Genomic DNA, 19,457 nt, shown 5'->3' with positions numbered 1-19,457 from the left:
AGAAATGATAGGGAATCAGGATTCCGGAATAGAAGCAGGTTTGTTATACAATTTGAATCGGACCCAAACCATATTGAGTAGTAACAGTCCGCCAGAGACGATAAACAGACCTTCGATCCCGATGAATCCTGCCATAAATCCTCCAATGATCGCTCCAAGCATGTTGCCCAGCGCCAGAGTACTCGTATTAAAACTGAATGCACGGCTGATCATGCTATCGGATGTATAGGAACGGATCAGGGCATTAACGCTCGGAAGCAAGCCACCCATGAACACACCCATCATGAAACGAACAAGAATGAGCTGCCACACGGTCTGAACAAATGCCTGCGGAATAAGCATGAGTCCTGTTCCTATGAGAGAGAACGTCAGCACCTTGTGAGGACCAATCCGGTCACTCAGCTTCCCGAGAATCGGAGACATGGCCATATTGGATAGTCCCGTAACTGCACCGACAAGTCCTGCCCAGAAGGCCACATTTACATCCGAAGCATGCAATTTTTGCACATACAGCGGCAAGAGTGACATGGGGCTGATCATCGCAAACTGCAACAGAAACGTCACAGCAAACAGTGCGGGCAGTTGAGGTGACTTGTTCAATTCCTTCAGACCGGATAATACGGATTGTGCCGGTAGTTTGGCTGCTTCTTGACGGTCAAACTTCTCTCTCACCAGGAACATGGCAAGCATGGAAGCAACAAAGATCAGTCCACCTGTAATGTAGAAAATGGGGCGGAAGCCTACCGCATCCGCTAACAATCCACCAATGAGTGGACCCAGGATGGTGCCGGCAACCTGCCCGGACTGACTGATTCCCATGGCAAAACCCATGCGGTCTTTCGGAGTGGTACCCGATATCAGTGCAACAGCTGCAGGATTGAAACCGGAGATGGTACCGTTAAGCAAACGCAATAAGAGAAGCTGCCAAGGATTCTGTGCCAGACCCATAAGGGCAATTACGATGGCCATCCCGAATCCCGACCGCAGCAGCATAACTTTACGGCCATACTTGTCTGATAACTTACCCCAGAGGGGTTGGAACAAAAATGAGGTGAGGAAATTGGCTGCAAAAATAAATCCCGCCCATATGCCAATTTCATGTTCGCCAACAACGCCCAGATCTCTTGCGAGATAAAGAGACAAAAATGGGGTAATCATGGTCATGCCCGAATTGACCAAAAATTGTCCGAACCAAAGCACAATGAGGTTTACTTTCCACGTTTTCAAAGTGCTTTCACTTCCTTTCAAAGATATTTCTGTAATTCTCAAAAAAACACCATTCTTTCATTATAACATAATTGGCATATGAGGGATGGGTGTAAGGAATGTCATAGTATTGTCACGTAGAACGCATCTGCATGTGGTTGTTACGGCTGTTTAAAAAGGGCATAATGGTAATTATGAGTCCAAAAACTATTGGAGGCTTCTTACATGAGCTATAATGATCGACTGATTCGGGCAAGTTTCAAACAACAGGTAGACCGTGTTCCGGTATGGTACATGCGTCAAGCTGGGCGTTACGATCCTGAATATCGCAAAATTAAAGAAAAGTACTCCTTGTTAGAAATCTGCAAACAACCCGAGCTGGCGGCTGAAGTTACACTCATGCCGGTACGCAAACTTGGTGTAGATGCGGCTATTTTGTATTCCGATATTATGAATCCGGTTGCCTCTCTGGGCATTGATTTTGACATTGTAAAAAATATTGGTCCAGTTATCGATAATCCTATTCGGTCCGCTGCAGATGTGGATCGGTTGCGTCCCATCGACGTAGAAGGAGATCTGTCACATATTCTGGAAACCATTCGAATTCTGGATAAGGAGCTTGATGTGCCTCTTATTACGTTTGCGGGCGCACCATTCACGATTGCGAGTTATCTGATTGAAGGACGACCTTCGAAAGGTTATATCCGCACCAAAACGATGATGTACAGCGAGCCTGAGGTGTGGCACAAGTTGATGCAGAAGCTTGGTGATATGGTTATTACATATGTCCGTGCGCATATTGCGAATGGCGGTAAGGCATTCCAGTTGTTTGACAGCTGGGTTGGAGCACTTTCTCCCAAAGACTTCAGAACATATGTGTTGCCTACGATTACCCGTATCTTTACCGAATTATCGGATTTGAATGTACCGAAGATTTATTTCCCTGGTGTTGCATCCGGTGAGTTGTTGCCAGCACTGCATAATTTGCAAGCCGATGTGATTGGACTGGACTGGAGAGTATCCATTTCGGAAGGGCGTCAACGTCTTGGCGGCAAATTTGCAGTACAGGGTAACCTGGACCCATATTTGCTGACTGCCCCGATGGAACTGATTAAAGAGCAAGCCAAAGTGATTATTGACGAAGGAATCAAGGAGCCGGGTTATATATTCAACCTCGGACACGGATTATTTCCTGAAGCATCGCTAGAAAAGCTCAGAGAACTAACGGCGTATATTCATGAATATTCTGCCGAAGCAATGAAGAGTGGGGTGACGGTAACCAATGACTAATACTGTAGGTGTACTGGTGATGTCGTATGGCACACCGGAAAATATGGAGAGTGTTGAAGCGTATTACACACATATCCGCAGAGGACGTCCGCCTGAACCAGAGCAATTGAAAGAACTGACGGATCGTTATGAAGCCATTGTTGGCGGTGTTTTCCCACTTCGGGAGAACACAGACAATCAGGTCAAGGCCCTTCAAGAGACATTAAACCGCGATGAGCGTGGCACTGATGTGGAATTCCGTTGTTATCAAGGACTGAAGCATGCCTATCCGTTTATTGAGGATGGCGTGGAGCAGATGGCGAAGGATGGAATTCAGACAGCGATTGGTATTGTACTGGCTCCTCATTTTTCCACGATGAGTGTAGGCAGTTATATCAAACGTGCGCGTGAAAAAGCAGAAGAGCTGGGCGTTCATATGTCCTTTATTGAGAGTTATCATCTGCATCCAAAGTTAATTCAGGCGTTGTCCACACGTGTCAGTGCCAAGTTGGATGCGTTCGAAGAAGCTGGAGCAAAACGCGGAGATGTGAAGGTGTTGTTTAGTGCGCACAGTCTGCCGGCGCGTATTGTGGAGATGGGTGATCCATACCCGCAACAATTGCTGGAGACTTCGGAAGTGATTGCATCACGTGTAGGCATAACCAATTGGCAATTTACGTGGCAGAGTGCCGGACGAACAGCTGAGCCTTGGCTTGGACCGGATATTCTGGATACGTTACAGGAGCTTTCTCGTGAACAGGTAGAGGATGTGCTTGTTGCACCAATCGGGTTTGTCTCGGATCATCTCGAAGTGCTCTATGATCTCGATATTGAGGCCAAATCGATTGCCAAAGAGATCGACATGCGCCTGATGCGTATTGATTCTCTCAATAGCGATCCTCTATACATGGAGACCTTAAGCGACGTTATTATAAGCCAATGGCAGCAAGGGTCGGATGAGTAATGGGTGATAAGAAACGCCGTGTTGTTGTTGTCGGCGGTGGCCTTACCGGCCTCAGCGCGGCATTTTATATCCGCAAGCATTACCGGGAAGCAGGAGTTGAACCTGTGATTACTTTGGTCGAGAAAAGCTCGTCCATGGGAGGCATGATTGAGACACTGCACCGGGATGGATTTGTGATTGAAAAAGGGCCGGATTCTTTCCTGGCTCGCAAAACAGCAATGATTGACCTGGCTAAAGAATTGGAGATTGATCATGAATTGGTCAGTCAGAATCCGGAGTCGAAGAAAACGTATATCATGCAGCGTGGCAAGCTTCATCCTATGCCAGCAGGACTTGTTCTCGGTATCCCGACGGAACTAAGACCATTCTTGAGAAGTGGTCTGGTCTCTCCGGCAGGCAAACTGCGGGCGTTGATGGATTTTGTCATCCCGCCGCGTCGTACAACAGAGGATGAATCGCTCGGTTATATGATTGAACGCCGTCTTGGAGCAGAAGTGCTGGAGAACTTGACGGAACCGTTGCTCGCGGGAATCTATGCAGGTGACATGCGACGATTGAGCCTCCAGGCTACCTTCCCGCAGTTCGGAGAAGTAGAACGCGATTACGGCAGCTTGATCCGGGGCATGATGACAGGCCGCAAACCGGCTGAGACGCATACCGGAACAAAACGAAGTGCTTTTTTGAACTTTCGTCAGGGACTCCAGAGTCTTGTTCATGCACTCGTCCATGAGTTGCAGGATGTGGACCAACGTCTGAACACCGCGGTGAAGTCACTGCAACGTCTTGATGCAGCACAAACCAGATACCGTGTTGAACTGGATAATGGCGAAATGCTTGAAGCCGATGATGTAGTGGTTACTGTGCCAACGTATGTTGCGTCTGAGCTGTTGAAGCCTCACGTGGACACAGCGGCACTGGATGCGATTAACTATGTGTCTGTAGCCAATGTAGTGCTCGCTTTTGAGAAAAAAGAGGTGGAGCATGTATTCGACGGGTCGGGTTTCCTCGTTCCGCGGAAAGAGGGTCGCAATATTACGGCTTGCACGTGGACATCGACGAAATGGCTGCATACGAGCCCGGATGATAAGGTGCTGCTTCGCTGTTATGTTGGTCGCTCCGGTGACGAACAGAACGTAGAGCTTCCGGATGAAGCGCTGACGAATCTCGTTCTCAAGGATCTGAGAGAGACCATGGGTATCGAAGCGGTGCCGATTTTCTCCGAGATTACAAGGCTACGTAAATCCATGCCACAGTATCCGGTGGGACACCTCCAACATATTGCCGCCCTCCGTGAGGAGCTTGGCAGCAAATTACCGGGTGTGTACATTGCAGGTGCAGGTTATGAGGGCGTTGGCTTGCCTGATTGCATCAGACAAGCGAAGGAAATGTCTGTTCAGGCTACACAAGAGCTTGCAGCAGATTAAGTACAGCAAGAGAGCTGTCTCAAACGTAGAATTATCTACTGGAGAGATGGCTTTTTTTATGTGAAGATCTGGAAGCTAACTGAGTTCATACCCTTTCAATCGATACAGTTCCAATGAATGATGGAAATCCAGAATATGCCTGATATAATGGTATGTATGGCTGTGAAGAAGAGGAGTTGCTTATGTATCCCCCAAGATCAGATCGAAGTGTAGAGAGAAAAAAAAGAAAGCGCACCCGCGATAGAATCATCTGGACAGTTAATCTTGTATTGATCATGGCAATTGGTCTGATAGGCATTTTTTATGTTATTAATACACGTCAGCAACAGGCAGACCAGCCAGTGAAACAAGAAATCGTCGATCAGGATCAGCCTTCCATTGGAGATGATGCCAAAGGCGGGGATCAAGTAAGTTCTCCAGAATCGGAATCCGATGAGACTTCGGAAGAAGAGCCCGAAGCTACGGATGAAGAGACAACAGAGGATGCAGATAAGACATCTGGAGTAGCGACACCTGACACTTCAAGCAATACCAATAGTGAGAAAGTAGAATCCGGAACGAAAAAACCTACGGCAGATTCGACACCGTCCGGCACAAAGGGAAATGCAGGTGTGGATCAGCAATCAGGGACGTCGAAACCTTCCAATTCAGCGAAGGATGTCACGATTAACTTTGTGGGTGATATTCAATTCTCGGGCAAAGTTGCTGAACTGCTGGATAAGAACGGTTATGATTATCCCTTTGCCAAACTCGGCAGATTATTCAAGGATGATGATCTTACCATCGGTAACCTGGAGACACCAATAACTCGTGGTGGTACCAGTGCAACTGATAAAACCTATGTCTACAAATCATCGCCCAAAGCATTGGCGGCAATGGCTTCAGCCGGTTTTGATGCTGTCAATTTGGCAAACAATCATATTCTGGATCAGGGCGTAGAGGGCTTGGTGGATACGTTAACTTATCTTAAGGAATATGGCATAGCTCACACCGGGGCAGGTATGAACAGGGATGAGGCCTATGCACCAGCATATCTGGAACGCAAAGGCATGAAAATTGCATTGCTTGGGTTCTCCCGAGTTGTACCGGAAACGAGTTGGAAGGCTGAAGGCAATCGGGCTGGCGTGGCTGAAGCCTATGATTCCACAGGAGCAGTCAAAGCGATCCAGGAGGCACGTAAGAAGGCTGATCTGGTGATCGTGGTTGCACATTGGGGAGAAGAACGTGTAAGTACTCCAAATAGTGACCAGACCCGATTGGCTCATGAGTTTGTAGATGCTGGCGCTGATCTGGTCATAGGTGGTCATCCTCATGTGTTGCAAGGGTTGGAGTACTATAAGGGGAAGTGGATTGCATACAGTACGGGAAATTTCATTTTCTCCAGATCAACAACCGAAGAGACGTGGAAAACGGCGGTATTTCAGGCTCGCTGTAGTCAAGATGCAGCTTGCAGCATGAAAGTTATCCCTTATGAGGCCGGGTTAGGTCAGGCCATTCCAATGATTGATGAGGCGAACAAACTGCTGTTGGAACAGATGGCAAAGCTCTCCCCGGGTATTCGATATGATGGGAATGGAGTCGCTTCGCCTAATTAAAAACCTTTTTGAGGAGGGAATCGAATGAACAACCTTTGTGTAGCACACCGTGGATTTTCTTCTATTGCACCAGAGAATACGATGGCTGCATTCCTGATGGCCATGGAGCGACCTGAAGTTCAGTGGATGGAGCTGGATGTGCAGTTGTCGCGTGATGGTGTACCAGTGGTCATTCATGATTTTACTGTGGATCGCACGACGGATGGCAAGGGCCTGGTTCGGGAAATTGATTGGGCTGATCTGCAACGTCTGGATGCCGGAGCATGGAAAAACAGGTCTTACAAAGGAGAACGGATTCCGGCGCTAAGTGAATTGTTAGATCGCTCGTGCGGCAGAGTGCGTTTGAACATTGAACTGAAAACGCAGGGAGACATGTACCCGGGTCTGCCTGCGGCTGTTATACATGAAGTGAGAAAAAGACATATGCAAAATGATGTTGTGATCACCTCATTTGAACCAGCCGCACTGATCGAAGTGAAGAAACTTGCACCGGAGATCCAGACGGGGCTAATTATCGATGCACGACCAGGTGACCTGTTAACCGCGCTGCGGCAGATGAATTGTACATTCCTCTCGATTGGATACACCAATGTAGACAAATCCTTAATGAACGAGATGCGGAGTGCAGGCATTCGGGTGATGGCTTGGACAGTGGATGACAAGACCATTATGAAGAAACTGGCGGCAGTTGATCCAGAACTGATGTTATGTACGAACCGTCCTGACGTGTGGGAGCTGGCATTTCAGGAGACAAGTAGCCGATTTTTCAGACCTTAACTTTACTATATGCACTAATGAATCCGATAAAGGTGGTAATATACCCATGTTGACTAACATTCGCAATGTATACTGTGTAGGACGCAATTATAAACTTCATGCGGAAGAATTGGGTAACGCGGTTCCGGATGAACCAATGATCTTTATGAAACCTTCTCATGCAGTCGTGCCCCTGAATGGTGAAACGCTTGAATTGCCTGCTAGCAAGGGTGAAGTTCACTATGAAGCTGAACTGGTCGTGCAAATCGGCCGGAGTTATGAGCCAGGTATGGCGGTAGATGAGCTGGTGGATGCGTATGCGTTTGGTATTGATTTTACGTTACGTGACGTACAGACCGTGATTAAGAAAAAAGGCCACCCGTGGACAGCGGCCAAAGGGTTCAGAAATTCCGCTCCGGTTACTGCATTTCAGGCATTCCCGGGTGCGGTAGCTTTACTTGAGAAAGACTTTACATTGACCAAAAATGGTGAGGAAGTCCAGCGTGGTAACATTCGTAACATGATCTTCAGTTTACAGGATATTATGGATTATGTAGGTCACCATTACGGCCTGGGGCCGGGCGATGTCATTTTTACAGGAACACCGGAAGGTGTTGGACCAACACAAGCAGGAGATGTGCTCGAACTGGCATGGGACGGCGAATCCTTGGGTGCCTGCACGATTGGGGCAGCGCAATAAGGATTACACATCATACCTGCTTGAGGTGAGTAGGGTACAAGAAAGGGGCGTGAATACGCTCCTTTTTGCTGTGTTATCGTGGATATAGGTTTATATCTTCATCGTACGGATACGCTACTAATTTAGGCCAAGCTGTATGCTGTGTTTGCACTCCGCGTGACCAACTCTTCCAGTTCAGCTTGTTGTGCAGCATGTTGCTCCGAGCTGATACTTCCACTTGCGAGCCGTTCATCCAACTGTTCCTTGAGCTGCCTTACTTGTATAGCAATGACCTCATCCAAATTCCCGTTGTTTTCTTCCGTAATCGTCCTCAGCGACTTGCCGTTGTACAGTTCCTGATACAGATCAACTTCTGAAGCCTGATTCAGAGCGTCGAGCAGCTCATCACTGCTTCCCTCACGAGTGTCCAAGTCAACGATGGACCATTTAGCAGTAGGTATGGGAGAGATGGCGGATTGGCCCCATGCTGTTCCAGCGAAGGACATAGTGACAATCATTGTGCCTATAATAATGACTCTTTTCATATTCATATGGATAATCCTCATTTCTGTAGTTGAGTACGAACTGAATCGTAGCTTGTCGTTGATGTAGTTTTAGATGTTTCGATCTGAGAATAGTGTAAACGGGAAACCTGAAGTGAAACTTAAAACAGGATAAGTAATTTCAACCTAGCGGAGAACGACCGCAACAAGAAAAGATCACTAATACAATTCACACTTGACAGGTTGGGTTAGTTGGTTATATGATAATCTCAATTATTTTAATACTCATTAAATGAACAGTGAACTAATTTGAACTGAAAACTGCATTGAGCTGATTGGACCACCAAAGGCTCCCGGGACTACTCCTCTAAGGAATGTCCTCGGGGGCCTTTTTTTGTATCTTTATTGAAGCTTCAAACGATCAAGGAGGTTATGAAATGAGCGATAGAGACTGGGAAGCGTTGGAGCGGACGGATTGGTTATTTCGCAAAATGGTCAGACGATTCGTCAAAGAGCGGGATCGCATCTCTGTAGAAGGTATCAGCCTGCCAGGCATGCTTATCCTGCACAAAATCATTCGTGAGGGAGAACAGCGGCTTGGAGATCTGGCAGAACAGTTGGACTTTACATCCGGTGCCATTACTGCTCTAACCGATAAGTTGGAAAAAAAGGGACTCACCATCCGCAGACGAAAGGAAGACGATCGCCGGACGGTTTTACTGGACATCACATCCAGCGGGCGGGAGATGTATGCGAGAAACAGCAACATCGGTGCCCGATGTATCACGCTTCTGTTTGAGGGATTTACGAGTGAGGAACTGGAGCAGCAAAGTCAATTCTACGAGCTGGTAGTAGCGAATCTGGAGGGATTCTCGGACACGGTGCTGGAATTGGCGGAGAGCAACGGGATACAAGAACATAATCGGTCCTCCACAAGTGACCTTGAGCAGAAGCAGCGGGACAATACCGGGAAGAGGAACTATCTCAGTTATTGAGGTTGGGTCAATGTAACGACATTTTGATATACCACAAACATTCTAGGGAGAGATGATCAATGGGACACTCAACAATATATCCAACTGGAGCGACGTTATACAATCCGGATAAGGCTTGGGGCGGTTATACCGTTTATCAGGCAGGTGAAGAAGGCGTAGTATTGATCGATATGAATGGCAAGGAGGTTCACCTGTGGAAAGGATTGTTAGGTTTTCCGGCCAAAATATTACCTGGCGGCTACGTGCTGGGCAGCACGGGTCGGAGAGATCCGAAGTTCGGTATTCAGGATAATGTCGATCTGGTCCAAGTGGATTGGGACGGCAACATTGTATGGAAATACAATAGCTACGAACACATCGAAGATCCGGGGTATGAGCCACTATGGTATGCCCGCCAGCATCATGATTATCAGCGTGAGGGGAATCCGGTAGGTTATTATGCACCTGGCCTTGCGCCAAAGACGAAGAGTGGTAAAACACTTATTCTGGCACACAAAAATGTGAGTAACCCGCAAATTTCAGATAAGCCATTGCTTGATGATGCCATTATCGAAGTGGATTGGGAGGGGAAGGTAATCTGGGAGTGGCTGCCTAACGAACATTTTGAAGAATTAGGTTTTGATGAAGCCGCTCGAAATGTCCTGTTCCGTGATCCGAATACACGTTCTTTCGGTCATCTGGGTGGTGGTGTTGGTGACTGGTTACATATTAATTCTGCTTCTTATGTCGGACCCAACCGTTTCTATGAAGAAGGAGACGAACGGTTTCACCCCGACAATATTATCTGGGATGCCAGAGAGGCCAACATTATTGCCATTACAGACAGACAGAGTGGAAAGATCGTGTGGAGATTAGGGCCAGACTATACTTCACCTGAAGTGAAACACATCGGTACAATTATCGGGCAGCATCATGCACATATCATTCCCCAAGGTCTACCGGGTGAAGGCAACTTGCTCGTATTCGACAATGGCGGCTGGGCAGGTTACGGCCTTCCAAATCCGGCTTCTCCATTTGGATTGAAACATGCGATTCGGGATCACTCCCGTGTACTGGAGATTAACCCGGTCACTCTGGAGATTGTCTGGCAGTATACCTCGGCAGAAGCAGGTTTCTCGGTTCCGACGGATTCTTATAAATTTTATAGCCCATACATCAGTTCCGCCCAGCGTTTACCTAACGGCAACACCCTAATAACCGAGGGTTCCAATGGCAGATTGTTTGAAGTCACAGCGGAGCATGAGCTGGTCTGGGAGTATGTCTCCCCGTACACAGATGGGCGGAATACCAATATGGTCTATCGCTCATATCGAGTTCCTTATCAGTGGGTTCCACAGTTAGAGAAGCCGCAGGAAGTTGCCATCGAAGCCATTGATGTCTCCACCTACAGGGTCCCGGGAGCAGCACCCAAAGGTTCTGCATCCATCGTGAGCGTAGAGACAACTCTTCCATTTGTGGAGGGTGCAGCCTGTGTGGCAACGTCGGATGAAGGCAAGTCAGGCGGCTAGGCGTCAAGAATCATGACTAGATCGAATGGGGTGTATATTGTGAGAAAACCATCCATAGTAACCGGCATATTGATATTATTTCTGGCTACGGCACTCCTATTATCCGGATGCAGTTCAAACGCAGCAGGATCTGGAGCAAAAGACGCTACCGGCAAGAATACCGTTAATGTAAAAATTCGAATCGCAGATACAAGTACGAACCCAACATTCAGGGTAGCTATTGCCAAAGGTTTTTTTGAAAACCGGGGCATTGATGCAGAGAGTATTACGTTTGGCTCACCGGCTGAAGGTGTAAATGCACTATTTATCAAACAGGTAGATATTGCGTACGGGGCGGACTTCCCTGTATTAAATGCTTTGTCTAAAGGGGAATATTCAGTCATCGCTTCTGCAGGCCAGACTACGGATGAAGCGGCAGCCGCCTGGAAGCTGTATGCAAGGGATGATATTCAGAGTGGAGCGGATTTGAAGGGCAAGAAAGTGAGTTTCATTCGAGGCACATTTATTCCATATCTATGGGATGAATATTTGAAAGATCAGGGGGTGGCGCTGAGTGATGTGACGCAAATTGGTCAGGGGGCTTTTGATGAGGCCTACATCGCACTGAAACAGGGAGACCTTGATGCCGCTTGGGTCATAGGTTCCGCGTTAACCGATAAATTCGATGCACTCGAAGGAGTACACCAGCTGACGGATATGTCTCAGACCCCTATACGCCTTGGTATGGGACTGGTATCGAGTAATGAATTCATCCAGGCAAACCCTGAAAAGATAAGTGACTTCCTTGCGGCGCTGGATGAAGCATCCACGTATGCTCAAGCGCATCCTGAAGAAGTTGCGGATCTGATGTATAAAGAGACCAAACAGCCTAAAGATGCCACGTTGAAAGACCTTCCGATCAATCCATGGGAAGTTGGATTTACGCAGGCTACTTATGATAGTTTGGCAGGTCAGAAGCAATATATGGTGGACACTGGAATCATCGAACAGGATTTTGATCTCGACTCCAAACTCGATCTGACTTCTCTCCAGCAGGCTCTGCCGGATAAAGTGACATATAGTAAATAATTTATATTCAAATGGGAGGTGTCCGTTATGTCCTTACCTGCAACTCAGCATACCATTCATATTGAACAGCTTCGGAAAACGTATCATGCCCCGACCAATGGGGATGTGCATTATATCATTAAGGATGTCGATCTGGTTATCAAGGGAGGAGAGTTCTTTGTCCTGCTTGGTCCCAGTGGGTGTGGCAAGTCAACGCTGCTGAATATGATTGCGGGTTTTATCTCCAAGTCGGGCGGACAGCTCAAGGTGGATAACAAGGAGATCGACAGACCGGGCAGGGATCGGGCAATGGTATTCCAGCAGGCGGATTCTTCTCTCTTTCCATGGCTAACTGTGAGGGAAAATGTTGAATTCGGACTTCGAATGTCCAAGGTGACTAAGACACAACGACGTGAGATCTCTGATCGATACATCCAGCTTGTTGGACTGAGTGCTCATGAGGGGAAATTTCCAAAAGAACTATCAGGTGGTATGAAGCAGCGGGTTCAATTGGCCCGGGTACTTGCGAATGACTCGGCGATCTTGCTGATGGATGAGCCATTCGGTGCGCTGGACGCCATGACGAGACGCACCATGCAGAAAGAACTGGTGAATATTTGGAAAGAAACACATAAAACCGTTATCTTTGTCACACACGATATTCAGGAGGCGTTATTGCTTGGTGAGCGCATAGGCATTATGTCTGTAGGTCCATCTTCGAATATAACGGATATTTACCACAACAACTTACCTTACCCGAGGAACATCGCCTCGTCTGAGTTCAACACCCTGTATGACCGAATTCAAGGCCACTTTGAAGAATAACTGAGGTGATATGTAAGATGAAATGGTTGGAGAAAAAATGGGTGTCTATCCCGCTTCTATGGGTAACGGTCATCTTAATCTGGCAGCTTGGTGCCCTCATCTATGGGCCTGACGTAATCCCTGGTCCGTGGCACACGATCCTGGGAGCACGCGAACTGATTGCTGACGGTACGCTAATGGAGTATATCGGAATCAGCTTCACTCGTGTACTGGCAGGCTGGGTACTCGGAAGCATCATTGCTATTCCGGTAGGGCTGATTATTGGTAAAGTTCATCTCATCCGGCTGTTCGCGGAACCGTTCCTTAACTTTATACGTTTTATCCCGCCGATCGCCTTTATTACCTTATTTCTGGTGTGGTTCGGAATTGGTGAGCAATCCAAGATCGCGCTCATTATGTACGCAACCTTCTTCATTGTTGTATTGAATACACTGACAGGTGTACTCTCCGTCGAAGAGGACAAAATCCGGTCGGCCCGCAGTATGGGAGCCAGTGAACGGCAGATTCTGCTGCATGTGATTGTTCCGGCGACAACCCCGTATATCTTCACGGGTGTGCGACTGGCGATGGGGACCTCGTATATGGCCATAATCGGTGCTGAGATGATTGCCTCCAATGAGGGAGTGGGTTACTTAATCTGGAACTCCAGACTCTTTTTCCGAACAGATTGGATCTTTGTCGGACTGATTTCCCTGGGTTTTATGGGATTTCTGACGGATCGTTTGTTCAACTGGTTTGGTCGCAAAGTACTCTACCGATATGGGGTCATTGGCGGAGCGAAGCGGGTCTAAATTAAGACATAGGAACATTGAATTCCAGACGTTACTTGAAGAGGGATGGTATCTTGTTTTAACGTTTGATCGATAACCTGTTTTGGCACTTCTACACGAGGCCAAAACAGGTTTTTTGTGTGCTGGCGTAAGGAGTTTCGGCATTGGGATCAAACCGTGGTATAATTGAATTTCAAAAATACAATAAACGTCATGCGGGCTGTACATACGCTGCATGCAGGAGATATTATGGATTGGATTATTGGCGCCGTATGCGCTTCTATGGTGGCAGGTGCTGCCTATGCGAAAAAGTCGCTAACCTTGTCTGGCTGCCTGGCAGCCATCATGATGGGAACGATATATTACGGAGCGGGTAACCTGTTCTGGTTTGGCACGTTATTGTTGTTTTTCATTACTTCAACGTTGCTCTCCAGGTTTCGTAAAGATCGGAAGCAGGAGCTGGAGAAATCCTATGCCAAGTCAGGAAATCGGGATGCCGGACAAGTGATGGCTAATGGTGGAATGGGCATGTTCCTATGTCTGGGATACTGGATATTTCCACATCCGGCGTGGGTGTATGCTTTCATTGGTGTAATGGCTACCGTTACATCGGATACATGGGCAACCGAAATTGGGAGTCTCAGTCGCAAGCCGCCGCGCTCTGTTCTCACGTGGAAGGTACTTACGCCAGGTGCTTCAGGAGGTGTTTCACTTCTTGGCACCGTGGCTGCAGCCGTAGGCGGGGCTCTGATTGGTGCGGGAGCATTCTTGTTTTCCTGGATCGCCGGGATAGAAGGGCTTAGTCTGTTTAGTTGGACTTTTGTCGGTCTTGCAGGCGGGTTGGCAGGGGCTTTTGCCGATTCCTATCTGGGCGCAACGGTGCAGATGATGTATCGTTGTACTGTGTGTGGCCGTGAAGTTGAGGTACATGAACATTGCGGGCATCCAACGGTTCGGGCTCGTGGCTGGGCATGGATGAGTAACGACCTGGTGAACGTGCTTAGCTCGGTGATCGGCGGATGTGTGGCGATTGGTTTAGGTAACATTTTGGCGTTGTAGGGGGGAATACATTTTGAGCACTGTACAGGGAGACAAATCGGAGGCTATTTTGGATGCGGCCTATGGTATTTTTGGCTCGAAAGGTTTTTATGAGACCAAAATGTCTGATATTGCAGACGAAGCCGGCATCGCAAAAGGCACCATTTATTTATATTTCAAAAGCAAGGAACAATTATTTATCGCAGTATCCAAGCGGGATTGTAACAGTTTTATCAGCCGTCTTGAATATGCTTTGAACTCGTATGAGAACACAGGTGATAAACTTGGAGCAATAGCCAAGACCCACCTTACGTATTATTATGAGCGTCGCAATCATACCAAGCTCTTTTTTATGGCACCCAATAATGATCCGGATCTGATGAAATTCATGAAGGCATTCATGAATCAATACATGAGTATGGTGTGTGAGGTATTGGAAAGTGCAAGTGTACCTGAGCCTGTATTGCTCGCTGAAGCATATATCGGAATTCTGGACCGGCTGAAGATGGATATCATGTTAAATCCGGAGTTTAATGAGGAACATCTGAACAAACGAATTGCTTTTGCAGCAGCATTGTTTCTGGACGGATGCCGTTCTTTTTTACAAGTTTAAAGTAAGTGCGCGGATGTACGTAATATTGAATTTTAATTTACAGAGAAGTGGGTACGAGCAATGAACATAATGACGGTAGAGCAAATTGCAAAAAGTTATGGCGAAAAAATATTGTTCAAGGATGCTTCATTTGGTATGGCTGATCAGGACAAGATTGGTGTCGTTGGGGTAAATGGAACCGGTAAATCCACGTTTTTGCGTGTGATATCGGGTATGGAACCTGCAGACGCGGGACAGATCTCGATCGGTAATGACGTACGTATTCAGTTCCTGGCGCAGAATCCGGACTTCAATCCGGATAATACGGTACTGCAACAAGTATTCGAAGGTGACAGCATGGAAATGAAAACCGTGCGTGAATATACGGAAACGATGGAATTATTGGAACTGAATTCGTCCGATCCAGCGTTGCAAGAGCGGTTATTACGTTTGAATCAGCAAATGGAGCAGCTTCAGCTCTGGCAGATGGAGAGTGAAGCGAAGAGCATTTTGTCCAAACTGGGTATTCGTCAATTCGATGCACTGATGGGCACATTGTCTGGTGGACAACGCAAAAGGGTAGCACTTGCTGCTGCGCTGATTCATCCTTGTGAACTGCTCATTCTGGATGAGCCGACGAACCATATTGATAATGATTCAGTCGTTTGGTTGGAGCAGTACTTGCAGAAGCGCCGCGGCGCACTGCTTATGATTACGCATGATCGGTATTTCCTGGATCGAGTGGCGAATGTCATGCTGGAATTGGATCATGGACGTTTGTTCCGATATGAAGCCAACTATACACGCTTTCTGGAACTTAAGGCGGAGCGCGAAGAACGGGAAGCTTCCTCGGAACAGAAGCGTAAGAACTTGCTTCGGACGGAGCTTGCATGGATTCGTCGTGGTGCCAAGGCACGGACAACGAAACAAAAAGCGAGAATTGATCGCTTCGAACAACTCAAAGACCAACAAGGAGTCCAGCGCTCGGGTTCATTGGAAGTATCGGTTGGCTCCACTCGTTTGGGTAAAAAGATTCTGGAGATCGAGCATCTTTCCAAATCCGTGGGTGGCCGCACGCTGATCGAAGATCTGAGTTATATTGCCGTACCTGGAGATCGGGTAGGGATTGTCGGACCGAACGGTAGTGGTAAGTCCACGTTGCTTCAGATGATATCTGGCAAGCTGGAACCCGATGCAGGTGTGGTTGACGTCGGTCCTACGGTCAATCTGGGTTACTTCACACAGGAACATCAGGAGATGGACGAATCTCTTCGTGTCATAGAGTATATTAAGGAAGTGGCCGAGAATGTGAAAACAGCCGATGACTCTCTGATTACAGCATCCCAGATGCTGGAGCGGTTCCTGTTTACCCCGGCATCCCAGTGGACGCCAATCTCGCGTCTTTCTGGTGGAGAGAAGCGTCGCCTGTATCTGCTGCGTGTGCTGATGGCTGCGCCGAATGTATTGCTCCTGGATGAGCCGACGAATGATCTGGACATCCAGACACTCGCTGTACTTGAAGACTATCTGGATGATTTTCCGGGTGTTGTTTTTGTGGTATCCCATGATCGCTATTTCCTTGATCGTACTGTGGATAAAGTGCTGTCTTTTGAGGGCAACGGTGCTGTACGTGTACACGTCGGCGACTACAGTGAGTATGCGGAATGGATGCTGAAAAATGCACCTGGAGTTACTCAGGAAAGTGATACAGGAGCGGCGAAGGTGAAGCAGTCATCGGAGAAAACGACGCCTGCTGCGTCAGCGGCTAAACCGAAGTTGAAATTCAGCTTCAAGGAGCAACGTGAATACGACCAGATTGATGAAAATATTGAGAAGGCTGAAGCCAATCTTGTCCGGATTAACAAAGAGATGGAAGAGTCGTTTAGTGATTCTGCCCGTCTGCAGGAGTTGATGGCGGAGCAGGTTGAGGCTGAGCGTCATCTGGATGAATTGATGGAACGCTGGACCGTTCTGAATGAACTTGCAGAGCAGATTGAACAGAGCAAGTCTTGATTTATAACTAAACATCGCCCTTTCTTCCATAGTGACTTTATGTCGCATTGGAGGAAAGGGCGATTTTTTGTCTGCGAATTTGCGCTTTTATGTGAAACGTTCTGTATGTTCATTACGTTGTATAAGTAAAGAATTCCATAGAAGGGAGAGAACACCACACTTATGTATAAGGAAATTAATCAACAGTTGGCAGTGCTCAAGGAAAAGGGGAGAATTTACGAGAAATGGACCAAGCGTCTGGAGAAGCTTCAAACGGAGGAAAGCGAATGGGAAGCAAAGGTAAAACGTCGGCTGGAGCATCTCCAGAAGGAGCAGAAGGACGTTGATCGACTGAACAGTATGACATTGTCGGCATTTTTCTATCAACTGATTGGCAAGAAGACAGAGCGTCTGGAGAAGGAAGAGCTGGAACTGATGGAGAGCAAGGCTGCATACGACACCGCTTGTCGCATGTTACAAGACGTACAGGAGCAACGAATTCATGTGGAGCAGGAGTTGGAGGGCGGGCGGCAGTATCAGTACTGGCAGAGCGACTACAACGCTCTGTGGGGGAAGAAGGAAGGTCGTCTGCTGGACCAGGATGCGGAATTGCAACACATGGCTGAGAATCGGGAACATCTGGCGAGTGAGCTTCAGGAACTGGATGAAGCTTTCCGGGAGGGGGAATATCTGCTCTATGCCCTTGAACGTGCGGAGAAGGCTTTGTCTTCGGCAGGTAATTGGGGTGTGTATGACATGATGGGCGGTGGAGTCATCTCCACACATATCAAGCGAGGAAGAATGGATGACGCTCAGGTCGCCATCATGGATGCAGGTAAGCGTCTACGACGTTTTCAGAAGGAACTGGAGGATGTAGAGATGGCAGTACACGCCGATCTGCATCTGGGAAGTCTGCTTTCATTCGCAGACTATTTCTTCGATAACCTCTTCGTGGACTGGATGGTTCAGGACAAAATTCGCAAAGCCGAACGTCAGGTGAAGGATGGACTGAGTGCGGTTCGGAAAACCATGCATGTGTTAAGAAATGAAATGCGTGACCATAAGGCAGAGTTAGAGATATTGGATCGTAAGTATCATGCATATGTCGAACAGGCAGATTAAAAGATATGACAACAAAGGCCCCTTCCAAGCACACTGAATTGTTGTGCTTGGAAGGGGCCTTCTGCTTAGACGAACATGTGGATGTTATCCATGATAATGTAGATCAATGATTCTGTTTTACTTGGTTGTAATGTAGGCTGCGAGCAATCGTGCCGTATTCAGGACAGCATCCTTATGCGTACGCTCCATGGAATGAGATGCGTGAACTCCAGGACCGATCAGTGCTGCTCGGATATTGTTTCCTCCGCGTAATGCTGCACTGCCATCTGAGCCATAGTGGGGATAAATGTCGACGACGTAATCCATTCCATCTTGTTTGGCCAGTTCAATGAGACGGCTGGTCATATCGTAATCATACGGGCCAGAAGAATCTTTGGCACATATGGAAACGTCGGTTTCTTTACAGCTCAGGTCATCACCCATAGCTCCCATGTCTACAGCGATCATTTCACTGATTTCCGCAGGGATATAGGATGCTCCATGTCCAACTTCTTCATAGTTCGAGATCAGCAGAGAGACGTTATGTAATGGTTTCCAGCCTTCACGATGTGCAGACTCCAGGATGCCAAAGAGGGCAGCCACGCTGGCTTTGTCGTCCAGATGACGTGATTTGATATAACCACTCGGCGTGATGACTGCGCGAGCATCAAAGGAGATAAAGTCGCCGACAGAGATCCCGAGTTTCAACACATCTTCCTTGGAGGAGACGACCTCATCGATTCGAACTTCCATATGGCTCTCGGACCGTTCAAAGGTACGTGCATCCGGATAAACGTGGACAGACGGATGAAGGGAGAGGATGGTGCCTGTGTATGTTTTTCCATCCCGAGTATGGATGTTGCAATATTCGTTTTCGATACTTTGCATCGAGAATCCACCGACAGAGGTAAGCTTCAATGTGCCGTAGGATGTAATTGAGCGTACCATGGCCCCTAGCGTATCCACGTGAGCGCTTAAAGCGATTGTCTTGGAAGTGTCCTGTCCGGGCAATGTAAGCACCGCACCGCCCTTGTTATTCAGCTCACAGGCGATGCCCAGTGCGGCTGCTTCCTTCCGGATCATCTCGATAATATGATGTGTGTAACCACTTGGGCTTGGTGTATCCAACAATTTTTTCAGAAAAGACAGAACGTAAGATTCATCAATTGTAAAACTCATTGTGTAATTGCCTC

At 47.6% G+C, this 19,457-nt stretch carries 18 protein-coding genes; 15 read left to right on the top strand and 3 right to left on the bottom strand.

Annotated features, from left to right (window positions below):
* Nucleotides 1-15: 15 nt before the first annotated feature.
* Nucleotides 16-1,227: an MFS transporter gene (locus C170_RS11970; protein WP_036609709.1), complete on the bottom strand. Its 1,212-nt coding sequence runs from the start codon at nt 1,225-1,227 to the stop codon at nt 16-18.
* 204 nt (nt 1,228-1,431) lie between these two features.
* On the opposite strand from C170_RS11970, the gene hemE reads away from it, so the two are divergent.
* The 6 genes from hemE (at nt 1,432) to C170_RS11940 (ending at nt 7,914) form a co-directional block, all read left to right on the top strand.
* The gene (gene hemE, locus C170_RS11965; RefSeq protein ID WP_036609707.1) at nt 1,432-2,496 is read left to right on the top strand and encodes a uroporphyrinogen decarboxylase; all 1,065 of its coding nucleotides are present in this window, start codon (nt 1,432-1,434) and stop codon (nt 2,494-2,496) included.
* The gene (hemH, locus tag C170_RS11960; RefSeq protein WP_036609705.1) at nt 2,489-3,439 is read left to right on the top strand and encodes a ferrochelatase; all 951 of its coding nucleotides are present in this window, start codon (nt 2,489-2,491) and stop codon (nt 3,437-3,439) included. The genes hemE and hemH overlap by 8 nt, the downstream gene beginning before the upstream one ends.
* A complete protein-coding gene (gene hemY, locus C170_RS11955; RefSeq protein ID WP_036609703.1) occupies nt 3,439-4,863 on the top strand; it encodes a protoporphyrinogen oxidase in 1,425 nt (474 codons plus the stop codon). The genes hemH and hemY overlap by 1 nt, the downstream gene beginning before the upstream one ends.
* A 182-nt stretch (nt 4,864-5,045) precedes the next feature.
* Entirely contained in the window at nt 5,046-6,458 is a 1,413-nt protein-coding gene (locus C170_RS11950) for a CapA family protein (RefSeq protein WP_036609701.1), read from the top strand.
* A gap of 24 nt (nt 6,459-6,482) precedes the next feature.
* Nucleotides 6,483-7,235 carry a glycerophosphodiester phosphodiesterase gene (locus C170_RS11945; RefSeq protein ID WP_036609699.1) on the top strand — a complete coding sequence of 251 codons (753 nt, stop codon included), beginning with the start codon at nt 6,483-6,485 and terminating at the stop codon, nt 7,233-7,235.
* 46 nt (nt 7,236-7,281) lie between these two features.
* Nucleotides 7,282-7,914, top strand: coding sequence for a fumarylacetoacetate hydrolase family protein (locus C170_RS11940; protein ID WP_036609697.1), 633 nt, complete (start codon nt 7,282-7,284; stop codon nt 7,912-7,914).
* A 122-nt stretch (nt 7,915-8,036) separates the two neighbouring features.
* Here C170_RS11940 and C170_RS11935 read toward each other — a convergent pair whose 3' ends face one another.
* A complete protein-coding gene (locus C170_RS11935; RefSeq protein WP_036609695.1) occupies nt 8,037-8,444 on the bottom strand; it encodes a hypothetical protein in 408 nt (135 codons plus the stop codon).
* A gap of 389 nt (nt 8,445-8,833) precedes the next feature.
* Between C170_RS11935 and C170_RS11930 the strand changes: the two genes are divergently transcribed.
* The 9 genes from C170_RS11930 (at nt 8,834) to C170_RS11890 (ending at nt 18,285) form a co-directional block, all read left to right on the top strand.
* Complete coding sequence (locus C170_RS11930) at nt 8,834-9,391, top strand: MarR family winged helix-turn-helix transcriptional regulator (RefSeq protein WP_036609693.1); 558 nt, start codon at nt 8,834-8,836, stop codon at nt 9,389-9,391.
* A gap of 59 nt (nt 9,392-9,450) precedes the next feature.
* Nucleotides 9,451-10,899, top strand: coding sequence for an aryl-sulfate sulfotransferase (locus tag C170_RS11925; protein WP_036609691.1), 1,449 nt, complete (start codon nt 9,451-9,453; stop codon nt 10,897-10,899).
* Nucleotides 10,900-10,911: 12 nt separating this feature from the next.
* Nucleotides 10,912-11,967, top strand: coding sequence for an ABC transporter substrate-binding protein (locus C170_RS11920; protein WP_051447133.1), 1,056 nt, complete (start codon nt 10,912-10,914; stop codon nt 11,965-11,967).
* 27 nt (nt 11,968-11,994) lie between these two features.
* Nucleotides 11,995-12,771 carry an ABC transporter ATP-binding protein gene (locus tag C170_RS11915; protein WP_036609686.1) on the top strand — a complete coding sequence of 259 codons (777 nt, stop codon included), beginning with the start codon at nt 11,995-11,997 and terminating at the stop codon, nt 12,769-12,771.
* A 17-nt stretch (nt 12,772-12,788) separates the two neighbouring features.
* On the top strand, nt 12,789-13,562 hold the full coding sequence (locus tag C170_RS11910) for an ABC transporter permease (protein WP_036609684.1): 774 nt from the start codon (nt 12,789-12,791) through the stop codon (nt 13,560-13,562).
* 228 nt (nt 13,563-13,790) lie between these two features.
* Nucleotides 13,791-14,600, top strand: a complete 810-nt coding sequence (locus C170_RS11905; protein WP_036609682.1) for a DUF92 domain-containing protein — start codon at nt 13,791-13,793, stop codon at nt 14,598-14,600.
* 13 nt (nt 14,601-14,613) lie between these two features.
* Nucleotides 14,614-15,192, top strand: coding sequence for a TetR/AcrR family transcriptional regulator (locus tag C170_RS11900; protein ID WP_036609680.1), 579 nt, complete (start codon nt 14,614-14,616; stop codon nt 15,190-15,192).
* A gap of 60 nt (nt 15,193-15,252) precedes the next feature.
* A complete protein-coding gene (locus C170_RS11895; protein ID WP_036609678.1) occupies nt 15,253-17,184 on the top strand; it encodes an ABC-F family ATP-binding cassette domain-containing protein in 1,932 nt (643 codons plus the stop codon).
* A gap of 162 nt (nt 17,185-17,346) precedes the next feature.
* Nucleotides 17,347-18,285, top strand: a complete 939-nt coding sequence (locus tag C170_RS11890) for a hypothetical protein (RefSeq protein WP_036609675.1) — start codon at nt 17,347-17,349, stop codon at nt 18,283-18,285.
* Nucleotides 18,286-18,402: 117 nt separating this feature from the next.
* On the opposite strand, the gene C170_RS11885 is transcribed toward C170_RS11890, so the two are convergent.
* Complete coding sequence (locus tag C170_RS11885) at nt 18,403-19,443, bottom strand: M42 family metallopeptidase (RefSeq protein ID WP_036609673.1); 1,041 nt, start codon at nt 19,441-19,443, stop codon at nt 18,403-18,405.
* Between the last annotated feature and the right edge of the window lie 14 nt (nt 19,444-19,457).

It is taken from the genome of Paenibacillus sp. FSL H7-689 (assembly GCF_000517905.1).
In the GTDB taxonomy this organism is placed as follows: domain Bacteria; phylum Bacillota; class Bacilli; order Paenibacillales; family Paenibacillaceae; genus Paenibacillus; species Paenibacillus amylolyticus.
Note: the sequence above shows the minus strand (reverse complement) of the source record. Positions and strands in the feature narration are given on the sequence as shown.